This window comes from Mucilaginibacter panaciglaebae, from assembly GCF_039539265.1.
GTDB classification, from domain to species: domain Bacteria; phylum Bacteroidota; class Bacteroidia; order Sphingobacteriales; family Sphingobacteriaceae; genus Mucilaginibacter; species Mucilaginibacter panaciglaebae.
On record NZ_BAABCV010000001.1, the window covers coordinates 123,366 to 149,561 of the forward strand.

General features: G+C 39.9%; 17 protein-coding genes and 1 tRNA gene. 8 read left to right on the forward strand and 10 right to left on the reverse strand.

Features of this window, described 5'->3' with window-relative positions; all coding sequences use genetic code 11:
- The first annotated feature begins 464 nt into the window (after positions 1–464).
- On the forward strand, positions 465–5,966 hold the full coding sequence (locus tag ABD772_RS00560) for a reverse transcriptase domain-containing protein (RefSeq protein WP_345100259.1): 5,502 nt from the start codon (positions 465–467) through the stop codon (positions 5,964–5,966).
- A 325-nt stretch (positions 5,967–6,291) separates the two neighbouring features.
- Here the strand turns inward: ABD772_RS00560 and ABD772_RS00565 are convergent, their stop codons facing one another.
- Positions 6,292–10,422, reverse strand: coding sequence for an NACHT domain-containing protein (locus ABD772_RS00565; protein ID WP_345100261.1), 4,131 nt, complete (start codon positions 10,420–10,422; stop codon positions 6,292–6,294).
- 25 nt (positions 10,423–10,447) lie between these two features.
- Positions 10,448–11,005, reverse strand: a complete 558-nt coding sequence (locus ABD772_RS00570; protein ID WP_345100263.1) for a hypothetical protein — start codon at positions 11,003–11,005, stop codon at positions 10,448–10,450.
- Between the two features lie 169 nt (positions 11,006–11,174).
- On the opposite strand from ABD772_RS00570, the gene ABD772_RS00575 reads away from it, so the two are divergent.
- From ABD772_RS00575 to ABD772_RS00595, 5 genes are all read left to right on the forward strand, one after another.
- Entirely contained in the window at positions 11,175–12,569 is a 1,395-nt protein-coding gene (locus ABD772_RS00575) for a hypothetical protein (RefSeq protein ID WP_345100265.1), read from the forward strand.
- A 231-nt stretch (positions 12,570–12,800) separates the two neighbouring features.
- Complete coding sequence (locus ABD772_RS00580) at positions 12,801–13,049, forward strand: hypothetical protein (RefSeq protein ID WP_345100267.1); 249 nt, start codon at positions 12,801–12,803, stop codon at positions 13,047–13,049.
- 135 nt (positions 13,050–13,184) lie between these two features.
- Entirely contained in the window at positions 13,185–14,447 is a 1,263-nt protein-coding gene (locus tag ABD772_RS00585; protein ID WP_345100270.1) for a hypothetical protein, read from the forward strand.
- A gap of 92 nt (positions 14,448–14,539) precedes the next feature.
- Positions 14,540–15,430, forward strand: coding sequence for a DUF4238 domain-containing protein (locus ABD772_RS00590; protein ID WP_345100272.1), 891 nt, complete (start codon positions 14,540–14,542; stop codon positions 15,428–15,430).
- Between the two features lie 6 nt (positions 15,431–15,436).
- A complete protein-coding gene (locus ABD772_RS00595) occupies positions 15,437–16,291 on the forward strand; it encodes a GNAT family N-acetyltransferase (protein ID WP_345100274.1) in 855 nt (284 codons plus the stop codon).
- Positions 16,292–16,696: 405 nt separating this feature from the next.
- On the opposite strand, the gene ABD772_RS00600 is transcribed toward ABD772_RS00595, so the two are convergent.
- The 7 genes from ABD772_RS00600 to ABD772_RS00630 all read right to left on the reverse strand — a co-directional run bounded on the left by ABD772_RS00600 (position 16,697) and on the right by ABD772_RS00630 (position 21,066).
- Positions 16,697–17,149, reverse strand: coding sequence for a helix-turn-helix domain-containing protein (locus ABD772_RS00600; RefSeq protein ID WP_345100276.1), 453 nt, complete (start codon positions 17,147–17,149; stop codon positions 16,697–16,699).
- A gap of 2 nt (positions 17,150–17,151) precedes the next feature.
- A complete protein-coding gene (locus ABD772_RS00605; RefSeq protein WP_345100278.1) occupies positions 17,152–17,484 on the reverse strand; it encodes a type II toxin-antitoxin system HigB family toxin in 333 nt (110 codons plus the stop codon).
- A gap of 74 nt (positions 17,485–17,558) precedes the next feature.
- Positions 17,559–18,068, reverse strand: coding sequence for a hypothetical protein (locus ABD772_RS00610; RefSeq protein WP_345100280.1), 510 nt, complete (start codon positions 18,066–18,068; stop codon positions 17,559–17,561).
- Positions 18,065–18,979 carry a relaxase/mobilization nuclease domain-containing protein gene (locus ABD772_RS00615; protein ID WP_345100282.1) on the reverse strand — a complete coding sequence of 305 codons (915 nt, stop codon included), beginning with the start codon at positions 18,977–18,979 and terminating at the stop codon, positions 18,065–18,067. Before ABD772_RS00615 ends, ABD772_RS00610 begins: the two co-directional genes overlap by 4 nt.
- Positions 18,954–19,391 carry a plasmid mobilization protein gene (locus ABD772_RS00620; RefSeq protein ID WP_345100284.1) on the reverse strand — a complete coding sequence of 146 codons (438 nt, stop codon included), beginning with the start codon at positions 19,389–19,391 and terminating at the stop codon, positions 18,954–18,956. Before ABD772_RS00620 ends, ABD772_RS00615 begins: the two co-directional genes overlap by 26 nt.
- 88 nt (positions 19,392–19,479) lie before the next feature.
- Entirely contained in the window at positions 19,480–20,721 is a 1,242-nt protein-coding gene (locus ABD772_RS00625; RefSeq protein ID WP_345100286.1) for a site-specific integrase, read from the reverse strand.
- Between the two features lie 271 nt (positions 20,722–20,992).
- A tRNA-Pro gene (locus ABD772_RS00630) sits at positions 20,993–21,066 on the reverse strand.
- A gap of 245 nt (positions 21,067–21,311) precedes the next feature.
- On the opposite strand from ABD772_RS00630, the gene ABD772_RS00635 reads away from it, so the two are divergent.
- Together ABD772_RS00635 and ABD772_RS00640 are read left to right on the forward strand one after the other, a co-directional pair.
- On the forward strand, positions 21,312–22,133 hold the full coding sequence (locus ABD772_RS00635; protein WP_345100288.1) for a hypothetical protein: 822 nt from the start codon (positions 21,312–21,314) through the stop codon (positions 22,131–22,133).
- Between the two features lie 39 nt (positions 22,134–22,172).
- The gene (locus ABD772_RS00640) at positions 22,173–24,968 is read left to right on the forward strand and encodes an outer membrane beta-barrel protein (RefSeq protein ID WP_345100290.1); all 2,796 of its coding nucleotides are present in this window, start codon (positions 22,173–22,175) and stop codon (positions 24,966–24,968) included.
- Positions 24,969–25,045: 77 nt separating this feature from the next.
- Here the strand turns inward: ABD772_RS00640 and ABD772_RS00645 are convergent, their stop codons facing one another.
- Entirely contained in the window at positions 25,046–26,191 is a 1,146-nt protein-coding gene (locus ABD772_RS00645) for an aldose epimerase family protein (RefSeq protein ID WP_345100292.1), read from the reverse strand.
- Between the last annotated feature and the right edge of the window lie 5 nt (positions 26,192–26,196).

Here is a 26,196-nt window from a genome sequence, read left to right on the forward strand (position 1 = left end):
AGTATGTTTGAGAGAGATTAAATAAAAAACCCTGTAAATGGCTCATTTACAGGGTTTTGATACTTCAGGTATCGCTTTAGTCGGGATGGCAGGATGCATCCGCAACGTTCTAAATTATTGATTATCAAATACTTTAATTACACCATATAGACGAGGGTGTGATTTAGGGCATTTTCTGAAACTTCTAAGGAACTATTGCGCACTTGGTGGCTTTTAATTTGCTGTCAATGCTTATCAAAAATAGGGATAAAAAAAAGATTTTTAAGGAATTCATTTTCAATATTTTTTGTGATAAATTCATAAATATAAATGTTTCGACTGTTTTAATTGGATAACCCATTGCCAAAGCATTTTCTCTTGATACTGACTTTGCTGCTATTCTATCAATTGTTGCTTGAATACCTCACACAAAATATCGTCGTATTCGGCAATAGATAATTATATTTGATGCTGTAACAACGGAAATGTATAACGACCCGCCTATAAAACTGATATCACAAAAGCTCTTTGACTTGTTTGTTGTCGATGACAATAAGTATGGGCGACAACAGCCTGGAGGAAACTATAAATTGTTGTGGGAGAAGATAAGTGTTGTTACGATAGACGATATGCTTTTACATGCTAAAAGTCTACTTGTTTATCAGGAGTTGCACTCCGTCAATACAGCGTTTATAAAGTGGGCTTGCATCGATCTTGACATTTCTCATAGCGCACTTGAAGAAAACGGACTAAGTCAGGAATATTTGGAAGCTGTGAAGACGGCCGCCCAAATGGTTTATGAATTTCTAAATCAAAATGGAATACCATGTCTCATTGAGTTTTCAGGCCGACGAGGTTTTCATATTTGGCTTATTTTTGAGGATTATCAGACAAAAGAAGTTGGCTATAAATTAGTCAAATTTATAATTTCCAAAATTACCCTGCCTGAAGGAATCCTTGCTGACATATTTCCAAAAACAGCAGGCATCAGCCGAAATACCAAGATGGTCGGTTTTGGAGTGAAATTGCCGCTCTCACAAAATAAGGTCTCTGGCAAAATTTCGTATTTCATCGACGATATCGCTACCTTTCCTGTAAAGACCGAATTTTGGCCAAGCTCAGCAACTGATACGATCCTGGAAAAGCAGTTGGAGTTGTTGCAAGCATTCCTGCCAATAAAATATGAGCAAGTTGCCCATCTTATAAAGGCGTATGATTCAGAAATTGGTCCTCAGTTATCCAAATTCATTCGTACAAATAAGGTGCAGCTACCCACACCCGAGGGGATGGAACTTGATCAGGTGTTATCCGCCATGAAACAATGCGATCATATACGGGTGATGTTAACGGATTACCAAAAAGGCCTTTCCGGTAAAGATCGCATGTTATTAGTCGGATTGCTGGGACGATTGCAAACTACTAATGATCATGAATATGGATATAAATTACTGGTCGAGTTATTCTCGCGGATAAATGATTACAAACGCGGCGTCACGGAAGATAAATTAAAATCATTACGTTCGCTATATCCCGTTTCTTGTAGTCAGCTAGGTCGATGCTCACATTGCAAATGTACCTCTCTGCAATCACCAGTTGAATTGATTGACCGGGTAGATATTATCCCGGCTCCGCCATTCTCCGTATCGGAATTGGATGAGGGCACTTTTCACAACATTAAATCTGCGTTATTAAAATATGCACTAGCTAACGACGAAATCCCGCTTTACAATTTGATGAAAAAGCTGGAGAATGCATCTTATGATGATGCCCGCCAGGCTATCGCCGATATCTATCAAGGCAAGTTCCCGGACTATTTCGATTCTTTCTTGTTTAAGCGCAATGAAAACGATAAAGTGCGAATACTGCACAGCCTTGACCACGTCAATAATATTGCATCAACATACATTTTGTCGGTCCTTAATGATCTTTTTTACACAGAAATCACAGATAACTCATTCGGTTATCGTCTTGCACAAGGCTTTCAAAACGGTAATATATTTGGTAATTGGTTTGTTAACTGGTACCAGTTCTCCAAACGAATAAGTCACATCCTCAATAACATTGAATTCGCTAATTATTACCTGATCAAAATAGATATCAGGAGTTTTTATGACCGTATTGATTTGCAGCGCCTGCAGATTAAATTGTATGAGGAAGTACCGGAACGTGTCGCAGATAAACTTCGCGACGTTTCGCAGGAAGAAAAGAATCGTTACCGCAATGCTGTCGGTTATTTAATTGAGTTGTCAAAACGCACTACTGGCAATCAGAAACACGGGGTTCCCCAAGGCCCGGCTTATGCCAGATATTTGGCGGAGCTCTATTTGCTTGGAATGGATAAATTAATCGAAACGGAACTGATCAAGGACAAAAGAAGAGAGTACTATTACCGCTTTGTTGATGATATTTTCATTTTCGTTGAAGACGAATATAAGGCAAAGCATATTCTAAAAGAGTTGAGTAAATGGGCTAGTATCAATAACTTGGAACTAAACGCTGCAAAAACCGAAATTCAGAATGTAGACGATTATAATAAATCAGGGAAATTTCAAAAATTCCAGGACGATGCGAAGTACATGATCAGTAAAGCTAACAAAAACAAAGCGTTACTGTCGGAGCAGGAGATACAGGAAGCATTGGCTAGGCTGGATAGTTTGACCAATGATGTAAAATTCGGGTTGAAGGATAATATACGTTTCTTTTATTTTCAGTTCTCAAATGACAAGCGTCTGAACTTCGTCAAAAAGAAACTCATCAAGTATCTGCCGTTTACTAACAATGCCCGTGGTACACTATATATGATGTTCTATACGGATTTAGTTAATACTCAACCGGAAACCTTTTGGTCGATCGGTCTGGAACAAGAGCGATTGAGTGGTTTATCTCTTGGACACTATCTTAACACGCTACTTTTATTCGAAACATTGGACGGGCGCCAACTTGACGAAACAGCCAATCTTATTTTAGCCGTAAGCCAGCGTGCCGACCTAAGTAGAGCCGATCAGGCTTTGGTCCTGACGATTGCCAGAAAATATAATCTGGCGACGGCCGCCGGATTTTTACAAACCTTACCTAAATCACTGATCCATTCCGCGATGGGAACTCCTGAAATTGAGTATAACGAAGACGACTACCCTTACCTTGTAGAGTTACTGGGAGACAAAAATAAAAAGGAATTTGTACATGAATTGCATAAGATCATTGATCAGCATCCATTAACTGAGAATTTGGCTAAGTTAATGGCTGGCTATGTTATCACACGATTTAGTGAATGGAGTGAGGGCGAACAATTCGATGAAATAGTAGGTGAAGAGCCAACACTTTTTGCCTATTATTATAGTCTATGCTTTTTTACATTATTCGATAACGGGGATGCCGCTGCTTTGCAGGCATCCTGGGAAAATATCTTAGCAAGATCCAAATCGATTAAATTAACCGAAAAAATTAGTTTTGATTGGTTAAACCGGGCTGTTAACTACAATGCTACTGATTTTTCCAGAAGTGCCTACTCAATGTTGCTGGCGAATAAAGAAGGGTCCTTACTCAATAAACACATTTGCCCAAATGGATTCCTGACGCAATTTCAAAATATTTTATTGATGCTGTTATTCTCAGAACGGGAACAACTTACTGAATTCAGTGCTGATATCGCCGCCTTTATTGAAGATAAGACGATTTTTGGCAATTGGCTTAATGATCCGAATGTTAAGTTGTATCCTATCGATGATCACATCTGTATTAAAAATCTCGCATTGAACGGTTTGATCGTTTTGGAAAAGGATGGTGACTTTTTTGTCAAACAGGTCGGCGGGAATTTAGAAATAGAATTGTTTAATTATTTGGATGTTCTGGAGTCAAACGGCAGTAGCGAAGCGGTAATCAAACAGAGCGCTGTTTTGCCTTTTATAAACCCGACGCTGAATTTTTTGGATTGCTTAAAGAAGCTGGCCTTGTTGGTGAAAAGTGCTGAAGATTTCAGGTCCACTTTCCACAAAGCTTATCCCGTCTATTACCTAAAACCTTATTTGAGTAAGGGATTTCCAACATTACCGTTTTATTCCCTGTGGCCGCAAAGGGTTTCGGCAAAGGGAGTTAATCAAAATAATGACCGTGCCAGTTTTTGGGAAAATGCAGAGTTTCTTTTAAACTTAAAACATGGTCAGATAAAGTTGCTGACTGACAATGATCACCAATTTAATTTTTCGATAAGTGAATTGAATGAGAGGTTTTATCCCAAAGCGGTGATGCTCAATAAGGGAGTTGATCATAAAATTAGTTTCTTAGAGCAATTTCTAAAGGTTGTGGATGGTCAACAACTAGCATCTGCTTATGATTTTCAATATTCATGGTCTTTGGCCGTATGGCAATCATTACTCACTCAAGGAAACGGCAATAGTGATATTTACAAATTTCTGCATGTACATTTCGAGCAGTTTTCAAACCCAGAAGATATCGCGAAAGACTTGTTGTTTTCCGTGACTGAAAGAACTATTCCCGATGATAGTACTTTAGACGCTTTGTTTGAAACGATTAAAATGGCTTTAGTGACCTTTCAGGGGCAGGTTACGCAAATGGGTGATAGCCTGTCTGTTTTAGTTGATGAGGAGCGTTTAGCACTGAATGATTTCATTTCTTCCGAACTAAGCTTTGGATTAGCAGATCTGCGTTTAGCAAAACTTACCGCCAAAAGGACCATTTCCGCGGTAACGCAACAATTTGAATCCGTAATCCAAATTAATGCCCAGACTGCAAATGGGAATCTGTTATTGTTTGAACGTGAACCAATCGGTTTTTACGAACGAACTGCTGAGGAAATCGGGTTAAAATCATCATCCGCTATTGTTTTTGTCTACACCAGAGATGAAAATAATTATATATATATCGTTGACTTTGAGTTGTCAAAAGCTATGGAACGGATACGACATAGGAAAGATATTTTAGACACCGGAATTTCAACCGTCCGGAAATTATTTCCGGAGGATGATACTTATAAAATCGCCAAAGGCATTTATGAAGGTCCGAAAGTCGAGCTCTTGGAATCAAAATTACGTGACCACTATAGTGCTACGGTTAATATTCAGGAGCGCGTTGTCAACTGGCTAACCATCTTCAATCCTAACAGTATTGCCGGAAGTGCCTGGAAAACTTTTCTTGATCAGAATGGATATGATTTACAAAAAGCTTACCGAGCGATTTTGGAGTCGCTTTCCCTACATCATGCATTGGATCAAGTCAATTTGAAATTTTTCAAAGATAGCATGCTACACCATCTGTCAAACGGTCACATTTTGTTTCCATTGAAACATCCTGGCCGTGACGAGAACGGTTTACAGCGAATTATGAATCGTTATTTTAACGATCGCGAAGTCGATTTCGAACAACAGGTTAACCAATTGTTTAGGATGGATTGTTCATCTAAGACTTTGGTTCTAGTCGTAGATATGACGATTACCGGAGATCAGGCGACTAAGGCAATCGCACATTATTTAAAAAAATACACATCCCCGGAAAAATATTACGAAGCAAAAACAGGCAACGAAGAACGATATTTTGAGTTTGGAAATTGGACCGAAAAAGAAACGTTTATCAAAAATTGGCAAAGCATCAAAGAGGTAGTGATTTTGACGCCAATTTTAACTGATACTTTTAAAGATAAGATCGAAGGCATTAAAGCGTTCGAAGGTAAATCATTGACTTGGGAGTATCACGAATTTCTGCAGGATCGCGGTTACATGTTTGACACTGCACCAATGGATCAGCATAATCGAAAAATTGTTGAAGCATTGTTCACTGATTTCAAGCTTTTAGAAAAGTTGTTTGTTATCGATAACCCAGTTAAATATAAAGAAATTTACGGTGCTCCATCTAAGTGGAATCGCATACTTCGTGTTGGTTCATTACCTAAAAAACATATAGGACCTTTTTCACTACATCCACGTAATGGAGCACAGAGTTTATTAGATTACATTGGTAACTGGGATGGTTGATTTAGGACCTTTTTTTAATTGCGTGAAAAACCGAGCTCAAATTATTGCACAGTCTAAGTATATGCGGATTTTAACTTTGTCTTGTTAATATATTTAGGTGTAACACCGGAGATTCCGCAAGGCTTGACCAAACGATTCCGTGGGATTTAAAGCACCGATTTGTGTAATCTGATTTTCAATATTATTTAATTAAGTCAATAAATTAGCCGAGTCAAGTGTTGTGGAATCGATCGTTTCTAACTTTTCCTGTCGCCTTAATTTAGGCGACTGTGGGTTTCGGGGTCATATGTTAAAATCAACATTCTTTTAAATTTTAATGAATAGCCTAATTGTCGTTGATAGACTGAAAAAGTTGTTTGATCTCCCTATTGCCCAGCGGAGTAACATTAATCTCCCGGTAACGCTCTGTCATTTGTTCGGCGTGCCAGCCTAAATGACCTGAATTCTTTGGATAAGCTAGTGCTAGCTCATCCACACATTGATCCATTAACCCGATGACCATTTGCAAATCCTTTTCACTTTTGGCCGCGAAGCCATTTAATATCTCTAATAGTAAATTCTTTGGTGAGTGGTGAAAACGTATTTTATCTGTTTGCTCGTCTAATAGTATAGGTATGAGTGGCTTCAGTTGCTCTAACGCCCAATTGGTGGGCACATTCCAAATTGCGATTTTTCCCTGGATTTCAAAGGGTGCAATTTTGCCGATCTCAAATTTATCGATCAGATAAGTGAAGCCTTCTTCGTTTCCAAGCTGGGATAATTGCCGTGCAGCTTCAATTTTTCGTTCTGGTCCGGTGTCCGGAGATCGGAGGCACACCAGTAGTTTTTCCGTGACACTTGATGGGTGAGTTGGCTGAAGCAATTTGATCATAAACATAATCAGGTAACCATTCAAATCTGCAATCTTGTTAAAAACAGGTAACAGGTCTGCGGGCGGGCCACCGAGTGAGGTATATAAGGTCATGTAGTCGTCCGTATAATTAGAATTCACATCTTCAGTTAGAATGACCGTTAAAATATATGGAAGTGCTTCTTTGATGGCTAACTCGCGGCAAAATTCCATATGCGTTCCAATAACCTGACGGTTCTTCAATCCATTTTGGAGATTGCTTAATACGCGTTGCTTCAAAAGAGATTTGTGACCGTCAAAATAATTTAGCAATGCGTTAGTTACTGATTTACGTTTATTATCTGCAGCAAACCGCATTCCACCATACCCCTCGGTGTTTACCCTGATAAATTTTAGCAGGATCTCATCTGTTGTCGGAAATTGGTAATCCCGCCAAATTTTGAGCAACTGCTTTGCCTGGTAAAGTTCATTGTAAGAACTATCGACAGTTAAATCATCGAATGGAAAAACGCAGATTTCCTCGTTGTAATATTTTTCAATATGCTCTTTTACTAATTCAGGGTAATACTGAATGATATGGCTTTGCATCAGTTGATCTGCTCGCCAGATCTTGAAAAACTCAAGGTTATTAACCGCCTGTAAACATACCGTCAACGAGGCCTCTTTGTCACTTGCCTGGGCTGTAATAAACGAAGTAAGCAAGCTTGAATTGACTTCTATTAATGGATTGTCTTCATCAAACTGTTCATATAAGTCTGAAATACTAATCGTATCATTTCCCGAAACGCGAAAAAGTTCGATAATACCTTCCCGGAATGCTTCCCTGGAACCAATGTACTTCAGATCGTTTCTTTTTTTCCTTTCCTGGGTTTCCCAGTATTTGACACCGGCCGGGTTAGGTTCATTTTTAAATCCGAATATTTTTTCACCTGATTTTTCAAGTTGTTCATAGGCATCCCTTTGCTGACTGTAATAAAACCCATTGCAGCAAATCTCAAACCCGTCCCGGTTCAAAAAGCCTTCTTCAACTGCATACCAAATATCTGGGTTACAAGCAGGGCGCAACGCGCCACTGTAAGCGTAATTTTGAAGTGAGGCTTTGTCTGCTAAAAGCGCAATGCGGAAGCCCAGCGAAAAAGTCTGTGTTAGTTCTAAAAATTCAACCATCTCGTTCGCGTCACGATCATAATGATGACGGCCGGTAAAGATCAGGTAAGCTACTACCGGGAAAATGATCGTCCGGTCTACGGTATAGATCTCCGCACAAACTTTGGCCAGTGACTTATAAAATGCTTTCGTGCCATCTTTATCATCCCGGAAGAATTTTTGAAATGGTTCACCCTGTATGAGCTGGAGCAGCTGACGGATATGCTCGCCGTTTCGAGTTATCAGTACCAGGTCGACTAATTTTTTCTCGGAACCAAAATGGGAGACCCCGGTATTATGCGCGTAAAGTACCGGGAAACCCGATAGTATCCAGTCATAATGGTCGTCTATCAGGCCATGGGCTGCCAGATAGGGATAAAGGCCCTGGCGGAGTTCGTGTGATGTTGCTAACAAAGGATTGCCAAAAAATTGCGCCAGGAACTTTTCTTCTCCTAATTGATAATGTGCCAATGCCTCCAATAAGAGGCGGCCCAGATCAGCATCTTTTATGTCTAACAGCAATTTTTTGGCGAGTTGGGCATAGCGCGCCGCCTGAGAAGCAGATAGGCTGAGGTACCGAAGTGTCCGGCAAGCAACGATCTTAACAATAACGGCTGTATCCATGACAAGTACAGCCAGTAATTCGCTAACGACTGCATCATCATTTCCTGCAAAAGCAGCCAGATTAGATTCATCGATCGCGACTAATCTTGCCTGGTGGCGATTGGTCCGTTTCAATATTTTTTTTAACACCTCTAGCCGGAACTCTCCGCTGAATTTACTACCCTCACTCAATGCCAGCAATTCAATATTATCAGTTTCGATAACGGTAACCAATTTTTGCCGGTCTCCATGATTTTCCGGCAGTAACGATAAATACGTAGCCAGGGTTTGTATCCATTTCCGGCTGATCTTTCGCACTTTGTCCCCTAAGGTGACCAGGCCTACAACCTGATCGGCATCCAGTTTTTGTAGGGCCAGCGCTGCTAGCTGTTCCTGGAAAAGCGCGTTGATAAAAGACCATTGCCCGTTGCGGATATTAAGGATGGAGCTGTGGGTTAACAGGTCGATATCGTCCTGTTGGAACAGTTCCTGCAATAATTCATCATGACAGGCATTGAGCCCTTTGATCTGTAACAAAAGCGCCAGTTGTTGCAATGCATTCCGGTACTTGGTTTTATATTTATCAAGACTAAGGCCGGAACGTAATTTTCGGGTGGCGGAGAAGCTCAACGATTCATCTACAAAACGAGTAGCGATAGCAATTTTGGTTGTGGGCATTTCCTGTGCCGGGTCGTTAAACCATTTAACCATCTGAAGCAGATAAAAGGGGGTGCCTAACTGGTTAGCGATGCCCAGGCCGTTCATCCGGCTATAAAATGCCATGGCATAGTCGTAACTGCCCAACTGGCCTTCCAAATAATAAAATATCTGCCGCATATGCAGTTCAAGTAATTCATAAAAATCAAAACCGATGAGTTCGTTTTTAAGGTTTTGGTAGTTATAAAACATTTTCCTACAGGAAAACACCACCCGTATCGTTGGATGGTTTCTTGCAAAATCCCTGATATGTCCAACTACCGTATTAAATTGCTCTGCCTGAACCTCGTCAAGCCCGTCGATCAGTACCACCAAATTTTTTGCCGGAACACTCATCCAGCTTTCAAAATGATCAGTCAATAATTGAGCGATGGGTAGTACAGAACAAAATTTCAGATCTAAAAGCAGCGGGACAATAGCGAGGTCAAGCTGGCTTAATTCCCAGGCGGTTTGCCGGATCAGGCTGCTTTTTCCTTCATAGGCTTCTGCAATCAAGCAAATGCCTTTTTTTGTCTTCGGTGCTGTAATTAAAGATGTCAGCGTTAAAACAGATCGTTCCTTGTCAGCAAAGTGCCAGGCTTCCGTATCACCCGTATCGGTGACCGGTTGTATATGCCGTGCCATAAAGTTTGGGAATGGCGCCAAATCAGGCAATTTAATGGCCGGTTGGAAGCAATGAGCTTTAGCTTCAGCGATACCGAAATATTTTTCAACGAGGCGATATTGAGAAGTTAAAGCGTCTTCCAGGCGGGAACGGTCCCAGACATCAAAAGCGATTGCGTATGTTTCACGCATATCGCGTTTTTGTGCAGTTATCCAAGCCTGGATATCCGGCTTTTGCAAATCTGTTGTAGTGGTTAGGATAAACGTCTCTGTTGTTGCGCCATACTCACCTGCCAGAAACAAAGGGATAATCTGTTTTAATTTCGAGAACGTTAAATCAGTGTGCTTGCATTGTATACAGACGTGTTTACCGCTTTCTTGGCGGAATGAAAGAATATCTATCCCAGATTGAAAGTGGCCTTGCCTAAGAAATTCTTCAGCCGCAAGGTCGCCGCTTTGGTCATGGTACAGAAAAAGGCTGATCTTCTGGAAATCCTGCCAGTCGGCTTTTGACCAGGTAAGCACTATTTGATTCATCCAGTAAAGTTAATATCAATCTATGTTATTCTTCTATTGCGGCCGCTGTCGTCCTACCGCGACGGCTCCCGATACGTTTCTGTAATCCCGCATCCAGTTTCTCAAAAGCCAGATCCTCGCGCATCGCATTGATCACTTCATCAAATCGGTCATTTATCTGTTCTTCAAATTGGTCTGTTTTTCCAGCCTTTGGAGTTTCTTCCAAAAAGTCTTCCCTCGCAAACAACTCGAAAAAATTGTCTACGCACTCTAATACCTCATCAGGTAACACTAACGTTTGCTCGTAAACTGTGTCCTCCATAAGATAATATGCTTTAGACAACTCACCATCCAGTTCATCTTTTACCTTCCTCAACGTTTGGGCAGAACCTTTCAGGTCATGAAACTCATTTGCACATTCAATATACACTGCCGCTGCTGTATTAAGTGCCGCGATTACCGACCTGTAGCTTTTAAACTTCTCTTCAAAGAGCTTATTCTCATTGGGCATCTTACGGCTGGTGCGGTAATTCAGCCAGGCTAACACAAATGCACTGGCTGCAATCACTGCGCTGGCAGTGCTGATTATTAAAGGATAATTCATGTAGGTTTAGTTTGATTGATGGTGCAATTTACTAATTCCTGAGAATAGCGCATACCCATTCGGTATTGATAATGCTAAGAACGCGAATACCGTATCTCCTTGTTCATTATTTAACAGGAAGTAGATGGCTTTCTGAAATTGTTATCTTTACGCAAAAAGATGCTGTTAAATGCTGATTACCCGAAAAGTTATTGAGGATGAGTTTTTGAGAGCCGATAAAGGTTTAGAACATTGTTGGGCATTACTGACAGACCTTAAAGCATTTGCGCTTAATACTGAAAATTTTATCGAGCGTTTCATCACCTTTCAGGATACTTTGGCCTCGATGATTTTCCGTCTCCAAACTATCCGGGATCAGATTATAGTCGAAGAGAAATCTATCGTAACTGATAAGTCAAAGTATAAACCCGATTGGTTCGTTAACCGGTTACGCTTGTTGGCAAGGTATAAGAAAGGCATTGATTTAGTAGTTTGTATGGCCAAAGCCCAGGGAGATGCATACGCTTACTTTTTTTATCAGAACGACCTTGCCCTACTTTCTGAACATTACGGACATGAACGTGTAATTAACCATACTGCGGGAATTGGAGAGCGGGGTGAACTGGAGTTTTTGAAAAAGGTAAAACAAATCGAAGGAAACTTTACTCTGTTTCACGGCATCACCAATATCCTCCGTTATGGAGATTTTAGTTTTATCGATCTGAAAAACTTGAAAGTGGTCCACATCGGCGAATTAAAAACCTCGCAGATTGACCATGAAACTTTAGATCTTAATCTGCATTTGATCAAACGAAAGGATGCCGAAGTTGTGCCGCCAAAATTGCCACTCACAAATCCTGAAATGGAAAAAACACGACGCGGCAGGCAGTTAGTAGGCATTGCCAATTTTATGATCAGGGGCAGGAATTCGACTGATCCATCCACCAATTTAACTAACAAATCGTATGCTGATGACGTAAATATCCTGGTCAAAAACACCAAACTGGATGCTATTAATTTGGCGCAGACCAGTCCGGGAACAGCATTCTGTTGTTTAAAATTCAGAAGGGCATCTTTGTACACCAGGATTTTCAAAAGGGAGTATCAGGATTTAACTGCTATGTCCGGTGGTAAGCTAGCGGAAACTGCTGTTAGCATGGTAAAAAGGGGGTCTGCGAACAACGGCATCGTCATCGGACAGTTGTTGTACAATCCTGATTTTTCAGACAAAAATACGCCCGGTACGGTTCCTATATTCTGGAACCCAATGGATAACGCCGTGTTAAAAAGAATTTACTTTGTTGATTGCGTTATTATTTCGCTTTTTAACCCGGCTCATCTAATAGATGAGATTGCTGAAATGGGCTTCACTGTTGAAAGCAAATATGTACCAAAAGCAAAAGAACCGAAGAATCCAAGAAAAGTAATACAGCGTTTTGACCTTTTTATTTCTTACATTATGAACTACCTGCTCACTGAAAACTTTGTGACAGATGCCGTAAAAGAAGCGGTTGAATATGCCAAAGAAAAACCTTTATCGCAGGTTTCCCTCCGGCTTCAACAGCATGTCGATATCTTAAAATAAAGTTAGCACCAGACTAACTTCACTGGAGGCAATAGCTTTCAACCGAAACAATAATTATTATCATCTATGCGGAAGATAGAAGATCTATTAGGACAGATCCTGATGATCTAGAATCGTAGCAATTTTACTGTACACCAGTTAGATGCTGCCAGAACCGACGTTCAGGGTATTGTAATGATAACGTTGTGAACCAGTTTACCGGCCGCAATACTACCGGTGGTGCTGCTAAGGGTGGACAAGATTATCGAAGTGTACAAGGTTAAAAGTTTTACTGATTTTAAGGCGGAACTGTTACATGCAGGGCACTTTCTTGTCGCCAAGGACTTTGCTGACGGGGCATTTTTTGCTTTTTTGCAAAAGCACGGTGCCATTATCGCAGGTAAGACTGACGATGGCTTTGTGATCCAGAAACCAGACACGACGAATAATCTTGAAGTTTTTTATCAATCATTGGACGGTCAGGAATTATTAAGTTATTGAAAAGCGGGCTGATCGTAGCGGAAATCATGTTTAAGCTTGATGAGTTGTTTGTTGCGAATTGGAGAAGTAAATTTGATTTGAATGCGGGTAATTATATAGCTTTAACCTTTCAACAAAACCTTATACAATAATATCATGAGTGAACATCCTACCTGGCTTAAAGTAATGCAAAACGGTTCTTTGGGCGAAACCAGGACGAAAGCGCTATTAATTGATAGATTTTGGATACTTGAACGATCTGTCGATATACAGGGAGCCGATTTTATTATTCAGCGACGTGTGACGCAACAGAATCTATTAGACACCCGTCCGCCAAGGTTAGGGGTGGTTCAGGCTAAGTTTTTTGAATCGGAGGCGACTTCCCAATATGTTCATAAAGAGTACGTGGTTGATCTTGACTGTCAGCCCCGTGACGAGTTCTTTCTCATAGCTCATACAGGTATCGAAGAAAATAGTAAGATTTACTTTCTAACGGCAAAAATGATCGTAGAGAACTTTAGTATCGCCGATACTGATGGTGCAGAAAAATATCGTTTACCGGGCAAAATAGTACTTAATGACCCCAAGTATTTGCTGGGTTCAAGAAAATACGCATTAGACAGAATAGAAAATCAACTGAAGTTAGCCGACTTTACAAAAAACCGAATGTTTATCTCATGGCAGCTTCCAAAATCTGTTAATGATTTTTCCGCTATACAACCGGATTTCGCTGAACCCCTTGATAATTGGTGGGGCGATATTCCTGATGAATTCAAAAAACTTAAGGAGACCTCATACAAAGCAATGAATGACATTGAAGAAGTCTATGAGAAACTGAAGTTGGTAACCGAGGAAACTGATCCGATTAAAGCTTTGGAAATTATGGATGACCTTAGATCCGACCTCAGAGATGGCAACAATAAATGGAGTATTTCACTACCCGATTTATACGACCCTGAATTTGAATCGGTTTGCCATGAACATATAGAAAGAGTAAATAAACTTAGAGAACGTGGATTATTGGATACCTTTATCAATTTAAGAGGCAAGATTAGAGATAGCGCCGGGGATTTTTTAAGCAAAAATCTGCCTATTGATAGTAATACTGTCCATTCAATGGTAATAAATTTTTCTATTAAAGATTTTACTATTTTTAATATCGAACACAAGCTGACACCCATTGAAATTTATCATAACATTCCTCATAAGATTAATCAGTTTGGGCATATTGATTTAGGCTCGATTAAATATTCTGGTCTAACAGATATCAGTGAAGGTAATTTTGAGTATTACTGGCTGGCTGGGCGAATTCACATTGACAAGAAAGAGAATATTGATTTCGAGCATTTTTATCGTACCAAAGTGTTTAGCGTGTATTATGAATGTATTGAGAAAATGTATTATGAATGGGACTACTAAATAATTGCAACCAGTGATGATTTATGATATAAATCAAATCTAAGCACATATTTAACTTGATATAATTTATCAGACTTTAATTTTTTTGGCCTATGACACAAAAGCAAATTTCTAAACGACACCACTATCTTCCACGATTTTTGCTTAAAGGATTTGCGATGGATGATGACCGTCTGCATGTATATGATAAAACTACTGGCATGTTCTGGAAAGAACCGGCATCGCCAAAACAAATCTTTTGGCGCGAGGATCAAAATACTTTTCAGATCGGAGATGTTAAGACCGACTTTTTAGAAGGTATCTATAGTAGGATAGATGATGAAACTGCGCCATTCCACGCTTTACTTGTAAAAAAGCCCGGGCCGATCTCCCTTACTTTAGAAGAAGTTGTGCAGCTTTTACGCTTTGTTACGATAAGCTATTATCGGGTTCCGCTAAATGACCAGTTCATTAAAGATTATGTAAGCTCCCATTCCCCGCAAAAGTTGGGGTTCAAGATTATCAATAAGGATAGTCCCGATGAAGCCGTACCGGCTGATATTTATGAAAAGATTATGGGTGAGCCTGCTTTTGTTGAAAGCTACCGCATATCTAAGGCACTATTAGAGTTACTTGCTTATGCGGAGAACCTGGTGGTTGATGATTGGTCTGTTGCGGCACCGACTGCCTTAAATGGTATTGGATTGATCGGTGATAATCCTGTAATTCTTAAACAGGGGTTTGCCGGCTATATTGTACTCCACGAATTGATTATGCCTATATCTAAACATCATATAATTTATCATGTTAAAGGCAAAAAACCGGTTCAGTTATCGCCGGAGCATAAATTAAAGGTTGATCTGTGTCAAATCTTGCAAGCACAGCAATATGTCTGCGGCTCAAACCGGGAATATATGCAAACACTCATAAACTATCTTGCCATCCCGGAAAACAATCTGACTATTGAGCGGGTAACAAATGACCTTTTTAATGATTTTAAATAATAAGATATGGCTGAAATTATAAACTTCGATACTGTCGCCGCATTCTTTAAAGAAAACCAGCCATATTTCCAGGCGCAATATTATCAGCACTTTTATGTAATAAAAGTAATGGAAGCTATTGAAAATCAAGAAGTAAGTGTTTTGGACGCTTTCAATGTTGTAAGTGGTGTTAAAAAAATCATATTTCTTTCGACAGATAAATCTGGCATTTATATTTACGGAGACGCTATTGATGATGATGCTATAAATTCACTCTATGAGAGAGCAACTTATAAACACTACACCAACTTTCATTTTGCAGGTAGCAAACCTATCCTCGATAGGTTATTTGATTTAAAAGAGTTGCCATCTTCAATAGATAAAAGTCGAATCATTTACGTAGCAAACAATATACTGCATCTTAAACGGAAACATCTCGGTAAAGCTGTAAATTCAATTTATGCTGATTTCGAGACGTTGACCCAAATGAGTTATGCTTATAGTATAGAGGAATGGGGCGAACGCGAAGGGCGAGGTATCGACTATGTACAAGAAATGGTCGCACAGTGCATTGAGCAACAAATTCTGATACAATACAATGTTAGTTCGGGAATAGCTGCGATAGCCCAAGTACTGAATTCGGAGAATAAAATGCCTATTGTTGGCAGTCTTTACACATTACCAGAGAAACGTGGGAAAGGAATCGCGACCATGTTGGTACATGCTATTACCAGTAAACTTTTGAAATCGGGTTTTACCACCTGCGGTATTATTTCAGATGCAACCAATCCAATAACCAACAAAATGTTTAGCAATATCGGCTTTCAAGCTGTTTCTGAGCACTTATCAGTTATTTGTACTGACTTTGGAAAACGCATTTAAATTTTGAATTCAATCCCTCACATCCTATTTAATCTGCAAATAATTTCGTTCTACGATCGCTGCCATAACCGAACATAGCATCCCATTTTCAACGCTTAAGCAACCAAAAGCGGAAACAACGGAAGCTGTCAAGGGTGAGAGCCTGCCTTAAAAAACAAATTAAGGGCACTCATTTATATACCCTTTACTGCTTTCGTTGTGCAGGCTATCTTTGCCTCCTGCGGTGAGAATATGATAAAATTTATTAAACAGGTCGTCGCAGGTATGCCGAGGTACGAGAGCATTCCTGCGCTATTCGGCGAGGCTGGTGACGAAATGGAACCCGGCGCGATAGCGCGTGGTGCAATGTAGCAACCTGCCGCAGCGGTTATAGCAGTCCTTTATTGTTTGCTGTAATGCTTTAAACTAATGTTTAGCTGCGTGAATTTGCTTAGAAGTATTTATCAAGCCTGGATTAGTGTAAGTATCAGCAGTAGGTATCAACTTATAATGCCTATTAAAAGCTTCCTGTCTAACTTTGAAATAATCAGCCAGTTTCCTAATAACTTCTTTAGATAGTCCTTTTTTATAATTTAAGATATCAGATACATAACCTTTACTAATGCCCAGTATTTCAACTAAATGCTGCGGTTTCAAATGATGATCCTGCATAAAGGAGCGCAGCAAGGTAATAGGATCACTTTCATTAAACGTGTTATTTTCTTCATCGAATTTCTCGATCAATAACGTTAGCAAATCAACTTCATCCTGTATTGCATTGTTAATAGCACCAGAGAGCAAGCTTTCCAATTGATTACAATAGTCCTCATATTGGTTCTTGTCTTTTATGACGGTATATTTTAAAACTGTTGTTTCCATCTTCAATAAAGATTAATTGTAAACTGTTCACCTTGTTTGCAAACTTTATCATATTCCGCGTGAGTTCCCATCCAGCAAACAAAAAGATGCACCTGCTTTATTCCGAACACATATTTGCAGATCATCCGGTAATTATTGCCGCCAATATCAAATACCACTCTGTTGCTGCTTTTCCCTAACAGATCAGCAGTGTTATAAGTAAATTTCATATCGCCGGGCTGTTGCCAGTCGGCAAGCTTTAACTTTTCAGTCCAGTCTTCCAAAGAAGATTTACTACGAGGTTGAAGCTTCGCAAACTCTTCAAGCGTTTGTTTTTTAATCAGATGAATTTTCATCTTATGCAAATTTAAATAAAAGTTCACAAAAAGAGAACTTTTAAAATGAAATATTTATTTTTTTCTGTTATGGATTATTGGTTGGCTCTTTTCCAAGCTTCATCCATTCGTTTTTTTACTAACTTACTATCTGCATGGTTATTCATATAATTCCATGCTTTGACATATTTGTCAGCCTGTTGATTGTATTCTTTCACTCTCCAAACATCCAATCCCTTTTGTGCCAGTGCAAACAAGAAGACTAATCCCATTAACAGTATTCCCCAAGGAATAAGGCGACCGAATACAATTTTATAGTATTGGCCCTGGTTGGTTTCAGGAAATAACAGGAAACGATATTGCTTTACAGGCTGCTTTGATAAATTCAATTGTTGAATCTGTTCGGATAGCTTGTTAAGCTGTACGTTACCACTGTTTTGCTTAAGTTCATTAAGTTGCCCACTTATATCACACAACTCCTTTTTATAGTCAGGTATCCTAATTTCAGGAATTTTAACTTCTTTCTTCTCATAACCGTTAATGGTTACGATCACTTGTTGCAATACTTCCTCTATTGCTTCAAGCTTTTCAAGTGTATCATTCATATCCTTCTTCCTTTCTTAAGTTTACGTTTTGTTCTTAATAACTCAAATGGTGTTGAGGTGTCCTGTTCGTGGTCGGGTTCCAACAGTTCTCCTAATAAAGATCCTCCGTGAGTATCACTAAATGAGTTTCGGTTAGGAAGTGTTGTGTCGTTTACTGACGCAATCTGTTGCCGCTGCCCATGTTGTTTATTAAACTCAATAAGCTGATTTAATTTGCCGTAGCTTAAACTCCGGTCTATTTCAGAACCTTTGAATTTAGCAATGTCCTTACTGAAGCTGATTCCTTGCACAGTGTCAGTTCCGCTTAAATACTTATAGTGAGTTTGTATTCCTTGCTTAAGAAGTGCTGCTTCCAATTGCTGCCAGTTTTGCGCAACTTTAGCTACCGCTTTGATGGCATCATACATTTCATATTTGATTTGATCCGAACCTTTCAGGCGTTGCCTGTTTACCTGGGCTTTACCTTCCGCTAAATGATAACCATATTTCAAGGTAATCTCCTTGCAAACCTTCGCATTAACTACTCTCTGGTAACGGTCAGTGATGGTCTGCCCATTATTACCCACGCGATTGTAAACCAAGTGTAAATGCGGATGCTGCCTGTCTGTATGCTGCATTATTAGATATTGCGTATCTCTAATTTTCATTTTGTGCATATACTCCTTTGCCCGCTCAACCATGATCGCATCATTAAGCTTCGCTTTATCTTTGGCACTCCAACTTAAAACGATATGACCAACAGCTTGCCCCAAGTTTGGATTGAGCTTTCGCTGAAAATTAAAGTCGCTGGTAATATCCTTAACGCTCGTTGTACGTACACCGCTTGCATCTAATATGCTTGCTTCTTCTCGTTGCAAATTGTAGGCTATGCAACCGGCAAAGCTTCTACCTGTAATCACTTTCCCTATCATCGCCAATTATTTTTTTAAACAACTCATTTATTTCAGCCATTAGAAACCTGCAATTTCTTTGAACGCTGAGCAACCCGTTTAAGTGAGCCAGGTGTGTAAGCTGATTAAGGTTATTTGCCATACCCGCCAGTAATCGCATATGTCTCGCTTCTTCCGTTGTTAAACGCGATATAACTTTCCCCTTCTGTGCGGACTTCCTGAAAAAATCACTGATTGATGTTCCGGCGTTTTTGGCTTTCGTGGCAATAGTAAATTGCTCCAAATCCGTTAACCGTATCATATAAATATGGCACCGTTTTATTTTCTTTTGGGGTCTGCCGCCTTTACTGCGGATTGCTTTTTCTGCTTTAACTTTCTGCTCTTCCATCATTGCCTCTTTTAAATTCCTTTCGATTTCTCCTTCTGCAACCAACGGGCGCGGAAGGCAAGTTTGCCGTTTAGCCGCTAAGGCGAAACGAGTTTTTGTATAGCAAAAACACAAACTTGCTCTTTACTATCGGTTATGCCTGTTTCAGGCGTTCTCTTAAGATTTTCATATCAGTACTAACCTTCTTTTTCTTGACCTTAGAATAGATCTGCGTTGTTCGTATGCTCGAATGTCCAAGCATTTTAGACACACTTTCCATTGGTACACCATTCTCCAAAGTCACGGTAGTCGCAAACGTATGCCTTGCGATGTGATAGGTTAAAGCGAAATTCAGATTCGCCATTTTGCTGATAACTTTAAGGTAGCGATTGGTAGCCTGGTTTGAATAGATAGGAAAGACAGTACCAGTGTAAGAAGCCATTGGATGACCTCTATATTTTTTGATGAGTTCGATCGCCTCCGGCAATAATAAAACATAAAATTTTTTGCCAGAAAAATTGGCCGTTTTCTGCCTCACCATTTCGATCCATTTTTCTCCTTCTATATCGGTCACTAAGTGTTCGCTACTCAAGTTGCATACATCGGCAAAAGCCAAACCTGTATAACAGCTAAAAACAAAAGTGTCTCTTACTATCTCTTGCCCATGAATATCGAAATCCAAAGCTTTGATAGTTTCCAATTCCTCCAATTCTAAACACTGCCTATCCTTGTGGATCATGTGACGCTCGAAACGAAGGAAGGGGTCTTTAACTATCCAATCGTTTTTAAGTGCGATATTGATCATCTTGCGTAGCCTCTCAATGTGCTTCATGACCGTATTGTTGGTACAAGGGCGCTGACCTTTATCCGGTTCACGCTGGCGTAAGTAGATCTCAAAATCAATGATGAATTTGTAATCCAGTTGAGAAAGGTAAATGTCCGTACGCTTTTTTCGCTTAACCAAAAACTCTTTAACATATCGCTCGGTGCTATAGTAGTTTTTCATCGTGCCTGGCTCCAGTAGTTTTTTGACCTCAGTATTATGATAGTTCATTAGAAAAAGCAAAGTAGTTTGCTCTTCCTCGCCACCGCTTTCCAGAAAAGTTTTGATGCTATCAGCAGTCAGGACTTCTTTATTGTAACGCAGGTTGTCATAAGCTGAATTAATCTCCGTGCGCGTCTGCCGCACCTTTTCCTGTACCTCTTTTAATTCCTTATCGGCTCCAATTACTTTTTGAAATTTATGATCCCAGGATACCAACCTGAGCCGTCGTTTCAAAGAAATGTCGACGAACTTCTTGTTAATGGTGATTCGCACATACAAGGGGGCAATCCCTTTGCTTGCTTTATCCTTTTTTAAAAAAAAAAGGATACTGAATGAATTTGTTGCTTTCATACGCGGTTTTACTTATTTGATATTATCCCCGTCGACGCGAATACATTTTGCGACAAACGGATTAAAACACGAAATCAGTTACAAGCAACCACGGGTTGCGAGTAAAAACGCATTGAACAATTTTACAAATTAAAAAGAGGGTGCGATATAGGGCATGTAGAAGTTTGTATTAATATGGATTACTTTGAACTATAATTTTGCAAAATCCATAAAAAAACCCTCTAAATCATACAATTTAGAGGGTTTTGATACTACTTGGTATCGCTTGTTGTCGGGATGGCAGGATTCGAACCTGCGGCCTCCACATCCCAAATGTGGCGCGATACCGGGCTACGCTACATCCCGATTGGGATTGCAAAGGTAGGATTTAAAAATACGTTTGCAAATGTTTTTTTAAAAGATTTTCGACTTTTTATCCGGCCGCCTCTAAATCAAACAAATACGTCTTTTGGACACATGTATACACCAATTTTAAACAATCAATTGTGCAACAATCATATGACATATAAGCAACATTTATATGACAATACGATATTGATTAAACTTCGCCGTAATTTCGCAGTCAACCGATCTTAAAATAGGAAAACATTATGAAAAGAACTGTTTTGGTATCATTTTTCGCTGTTTTGGCTGTTACTCAGTCATATGCGCAAGATCAATTAAAAAAAATACAGGAGGGCAGCATTTGGGCTGTGCCAGGTGCTAAAGTTGATGGCAATTTATCAGAATGGAAGGATAATTTCCAAGCTTACAATAAAGCAGTTAAATTGTACTATACCTTGGCCAATGACGATAAATATCTTTACCTGATAGCTAAATCTACCGACGCTACCAATATTGCTAAAATACAAGCCGGTGGTATTAATATTATCATTAACACGGCCGACAAAAAGAGTGACAAAAACGCTTTTAATGTAACCTATCCGGTAGTTAACAGGGGTGGCGGCCGCGGCGGACGTCGCGGCGGTTTCGGCGGCTTTGGCCGGAATTCAGATCTTACAGACTCTGCTAAAAAAGCCATGACGGCCGAGGCCCATAAACAATTCATTGATGCTGCAAAAGAGATCAAGGTATTAGGTTTCAAAGATATTACCGATACGTTGATTTCGATTTATAACGAGTACAGCATCAAGTCAATGGTAGGCTTTGATGATCAAGATGCTATTACCTGCGAAATTGCTATCCCGCTTAAAGCGTTAGGGCTATCGATCGATCAGCCTAAAGAATTTGCCTATCACATCGTACTCAACGGCTTGCCTTTACCAAATGGCGGAGGTTTTGGTGGCGGCGGCGGCAGAGGCGGACGTGGCGGCGGCGGTCGTGGAGGACGCGGCGGCGGAGTAGATATCAACTTCCAGGACATGCTTACACCTACAGATTTTTGGGGTAAATACACGTTAGCCAAACAATAATTAACCCATAAACCAACCAGTAATACTTTATAATTTACTATGAAGAAACTTTTAGTTTTGATTGCATTTATACTATCAATATATGGCAAACTATTAGCCCAAAATAAACCCCTGCCCCCGCCCCTGCCTACACGTGAGGTTAGTGGTATTGTAAAGGATGAAAAGGGCGAAACAATTCCGGGGGCGTTGGTAACCTTAAAATCCGAAAAAGATACGATAAAAACTGCCACCAATGAGGACGGCATATTTGTTTTTAAGGATGTAAAGCGCGCTACATTTAATTTAACAATATCAAGTATCGGCTCTACTACTTTTGTAAAAAAATATCTGAATAGCGACGTCGCAAAAAAGATTGTATTAGATCCGGTTACTCTAAAAGATGCAAATAACAAAATTAATGAAGTAACGATAAACGGGACGCCCAGCGTAACTTATAAAACCGATACAGTGGAATATCGTGCCGCCGACTACAAGGTTCGCGCAAACTCTACGGTTGATGAATTACTAAAGAAAATGGAGGGCATGGAAGTGGGCACTGACGGTTCCTTGATACACCAGGGCGAAAACGTGGTGAGAGCAAAGCTTAACGGTAAAGAATTTGCCGGTGGCAGCGTAGCTCAAGCAATAAAAAACCTTCCGGCCGACATTGTTGAAAAAATACAGATTGTTGATGACTATGGTGACCAGGCTGCCCGCACCGGAATAAAAACAGGCTTGCCTGAAAAAATCCTCAACATTACCACCAAACCTGACAGATCAGTAGGTTTAACCGGACGCACCACAGATCAGGCAGGTAATAATGGACGTTACGATGCCCAGGTTTCGGTTCAACGTATTGATGCCAACCAGGTAATAAGTCTGATTGGCAACTTAAAAAGTACGGTAGATGGTATTGGTGGCGGTAACCCCGGTACTACTCAAAGCGGGTCGCCTTCATTTAGTTATCGCGACCAGTGGAGCAAAAAGATACAGGTAAATACCAGTTATTCTTACTGGTTTAATAATAACAATTCGACCAACAGGCAGTATGGTAACTATATTACCAGCCAGGGCCCACAATATTTTGATCAAAGCGGAAGTAACGAGAACCGGAGTAATGGTCATAATGCCCACTTCCAAATGGATATACAGGCGGATAGTTTAAACTTTATTCAGCTAAACCCGTCTTTTTCGACATCAAACTCGTCTAACTCAAACAATTACAGGCACAATGAAACTGACGATTATACCGATACCACAGGCGCTTCACGGTTTCAACACATATTGAGTAATGGGGTAAACAGTAACTCTAATAATAATAATAATTATGCTATTAATGGCTTGTATGTACACTTGTTTAAAAAGCCAAAAAGAAATATATCAGTAACCTTTAATGCATCGCGTTCTGAGTCAATGTCAGACGGAAGGTCAAATAAATCCTATCGTTACTTTAAAGACAGTACCCTGTTGGTGCCGGATACAGCATTGGATTCTACGATAAATGTCTTAGTCACCCGCAGGAATAAAAGAACGTCCTACTCAACTACAGCAACTTATACCGAACCTCTAGGTGAATTCTCGTTATTGGAATTCAGAGGCGACTTCTCTCGATCTACCAATGACGCACACTCGACGCAAGCAGAAGTAAATTCAAACGGAGTATTGGTCGACCGCCCCGATTTGAGTAACATTTACAACTTTGCAATAACTCAATCGCGTTATACTGCTAATTACCGGTTTGATGGCAAGAAGGTCAATATGTCAATAGGTGCTACCGCTATAAATTATAAATTGGACGGCGCCAAGGTTGATAACAATACTTTCCAAAAAGCCACGAGCAGCCGAACAAACTTCAAGGTGATACCGGCATTCCGTTTTTCATATGCATGGTCTCGTACACAACGTATACAGTTAAATTATAATGGAGCCAACATAGATCCGGATTTTAGTCAAATACAACCGTTCACAGATCGTACTAGTCCGTTGAATATTATTGTGGGTAATCCAAATCTTAATCCGGGTTTTAACCATGCTATTAATGGTAGTTATAATAATTATATAGCAAACTCCCGTTTTAATATATCGTTAAACGGTTATGCTAACTTTTATACCAATAAAATAACCACCAATACATTAACACGCACAACTATTACTGTCAATGGTGCTGATACCAGCAGAAAAAATTATCGTGAGGTACATTATATTAATCTTAACGGATCAAAATCATTTGGCACCGGCTACGGCATATCTAAGCAGCTTGATGACCGCAGATATAATTTATCTTTGAACGGTAGTATTAATTACGATTATTCTACCGCTATGGACAATGGTGTTCTTTACCATACTACAACCTGGAGATTTGATGATCGGGTAGGCCCAAGAATAAATCCGAACGACAATATTGAAGTAAACCCATATGTAGGTTATACATTGACCCGTGGATTTAGTTCGCTGCCCAAATCAAGATCAAGTTTATATCAAACCACCAGGCTGGCAATAGACGGAAAAATGTATTTCCTTAAAACGCATCAGATTCATTACAGCGCTTCTAAAAACTTTGTATCTGGTATACAAAATAGCACTAATCCATTTGTGGTGAATGTAGGCTATCAAAAAGAGTTTCTTGAGAAAAGAAACCTGGTGCTTACTTTCGATGTTTTTGATATTCTGCATCAAAATAATTTCATCCAGCAAACTATTCCGCCGGGTGGAGGTCAGATAAACACCATATCAAACACAAATAGCCGTTATTTCCTGGTGGGCTTACGTCTTAATCTTCAAAAATGGGGCGGCAGACCACAGCACAACGGCAAGAATATGCAACGCCGTGGCGATGGTAGCTTTATTTACAACTAACCATTATTGTTAACGTTACAAAAAGAAGAAGGCCTGTCGGATATCCGGCAGGCCTTCTTCTTTTATTGATCTGGTGATTATTTTTTAACAGAGAACTTGTAGTATGATGATGTTTTATAAGTCTGACCAGGTTTTAAAATTGTGGTTGGAAACGATGGCTCGTTAGGTGAATCAGGGAAGTGCTGAGTTTCCATAGCAAATGCAGTTCTGAAATCGTCTTTGCTTCCACCTTTAAAGGTATTTTTACTTTGCATAAAGTTACCGCTATAAAACTGTAAGCCCGGCTCTTGGGTGTACACATCCATAACAATGCCGCTTTTGTCGCCAACTACAGTTGCCGCATGTGCAAATTTGCCAGGAGTAGTTCCTGAAAGCACGAAGTTATGGTCATAACCTTTGCCGTCTTTCAACTGCTCGTTTTTATCGTTAATGCGGGCACCAATAGTAGTTGGTTTATTAAAATCAAACGGGGTACCTGCTACCGGCTCTAATTTACCGGTTGGTATCAAAGTAGAATCAACGGGAGTATATTTGGCCGCATTAATCTGCACAATATGATTTAAGATAGTGCCACTCCCCTCGCCATTCAGGTTAAAGAATGCGTGGTTAGTAAGGTTACAAACAGTAGTTTTATCGGTTGTAGCCTCATAATCCATATGCAGCTCGTTTTGATCATTCAGGCTGTAAGTAACTGTAACATTCAGGTTGCCCGGAAAACCGCCTTCCATGTCCTTTGACAGATAAGTGAACTGAATGGTATGGTCGTCAACTTGTTTAGCATTCCACACTACGTCCTGGAAACCCGCTTTGCCACCATGCAGCGTGTTTGGGCCATTATTAATGGTCAGGTTAACCTGTTTACCATCGAGCTTAAATTTACCTTTGGCAATACGGTTTCCGTACCGGCCGATGGTAGCGCCGAAATAAGGTTCAGTTGATTTTTTGTACTCATCAACAGTTTTAAACCCGGTAACCACATCTATAGTTTTCCCTTTACTATCCGGAACAAACAAGCTGACTATGCGGCCGCCATAATTGGTAAATATCGCCTTTACATTATTCTTATTTTTTATGACATAAAAAGATGTGGCTTTTTTGGCTGTATCCATTTGTGCCAGTGAGTCTGTTTTAGCGCTGTCTGCTGATGATTTTGTTGACGACGAATTACATGCCGCCGCTACAAGCACAACAGGCAAGAGGCCCGCAATAAATTGTAATTTCATGTTGG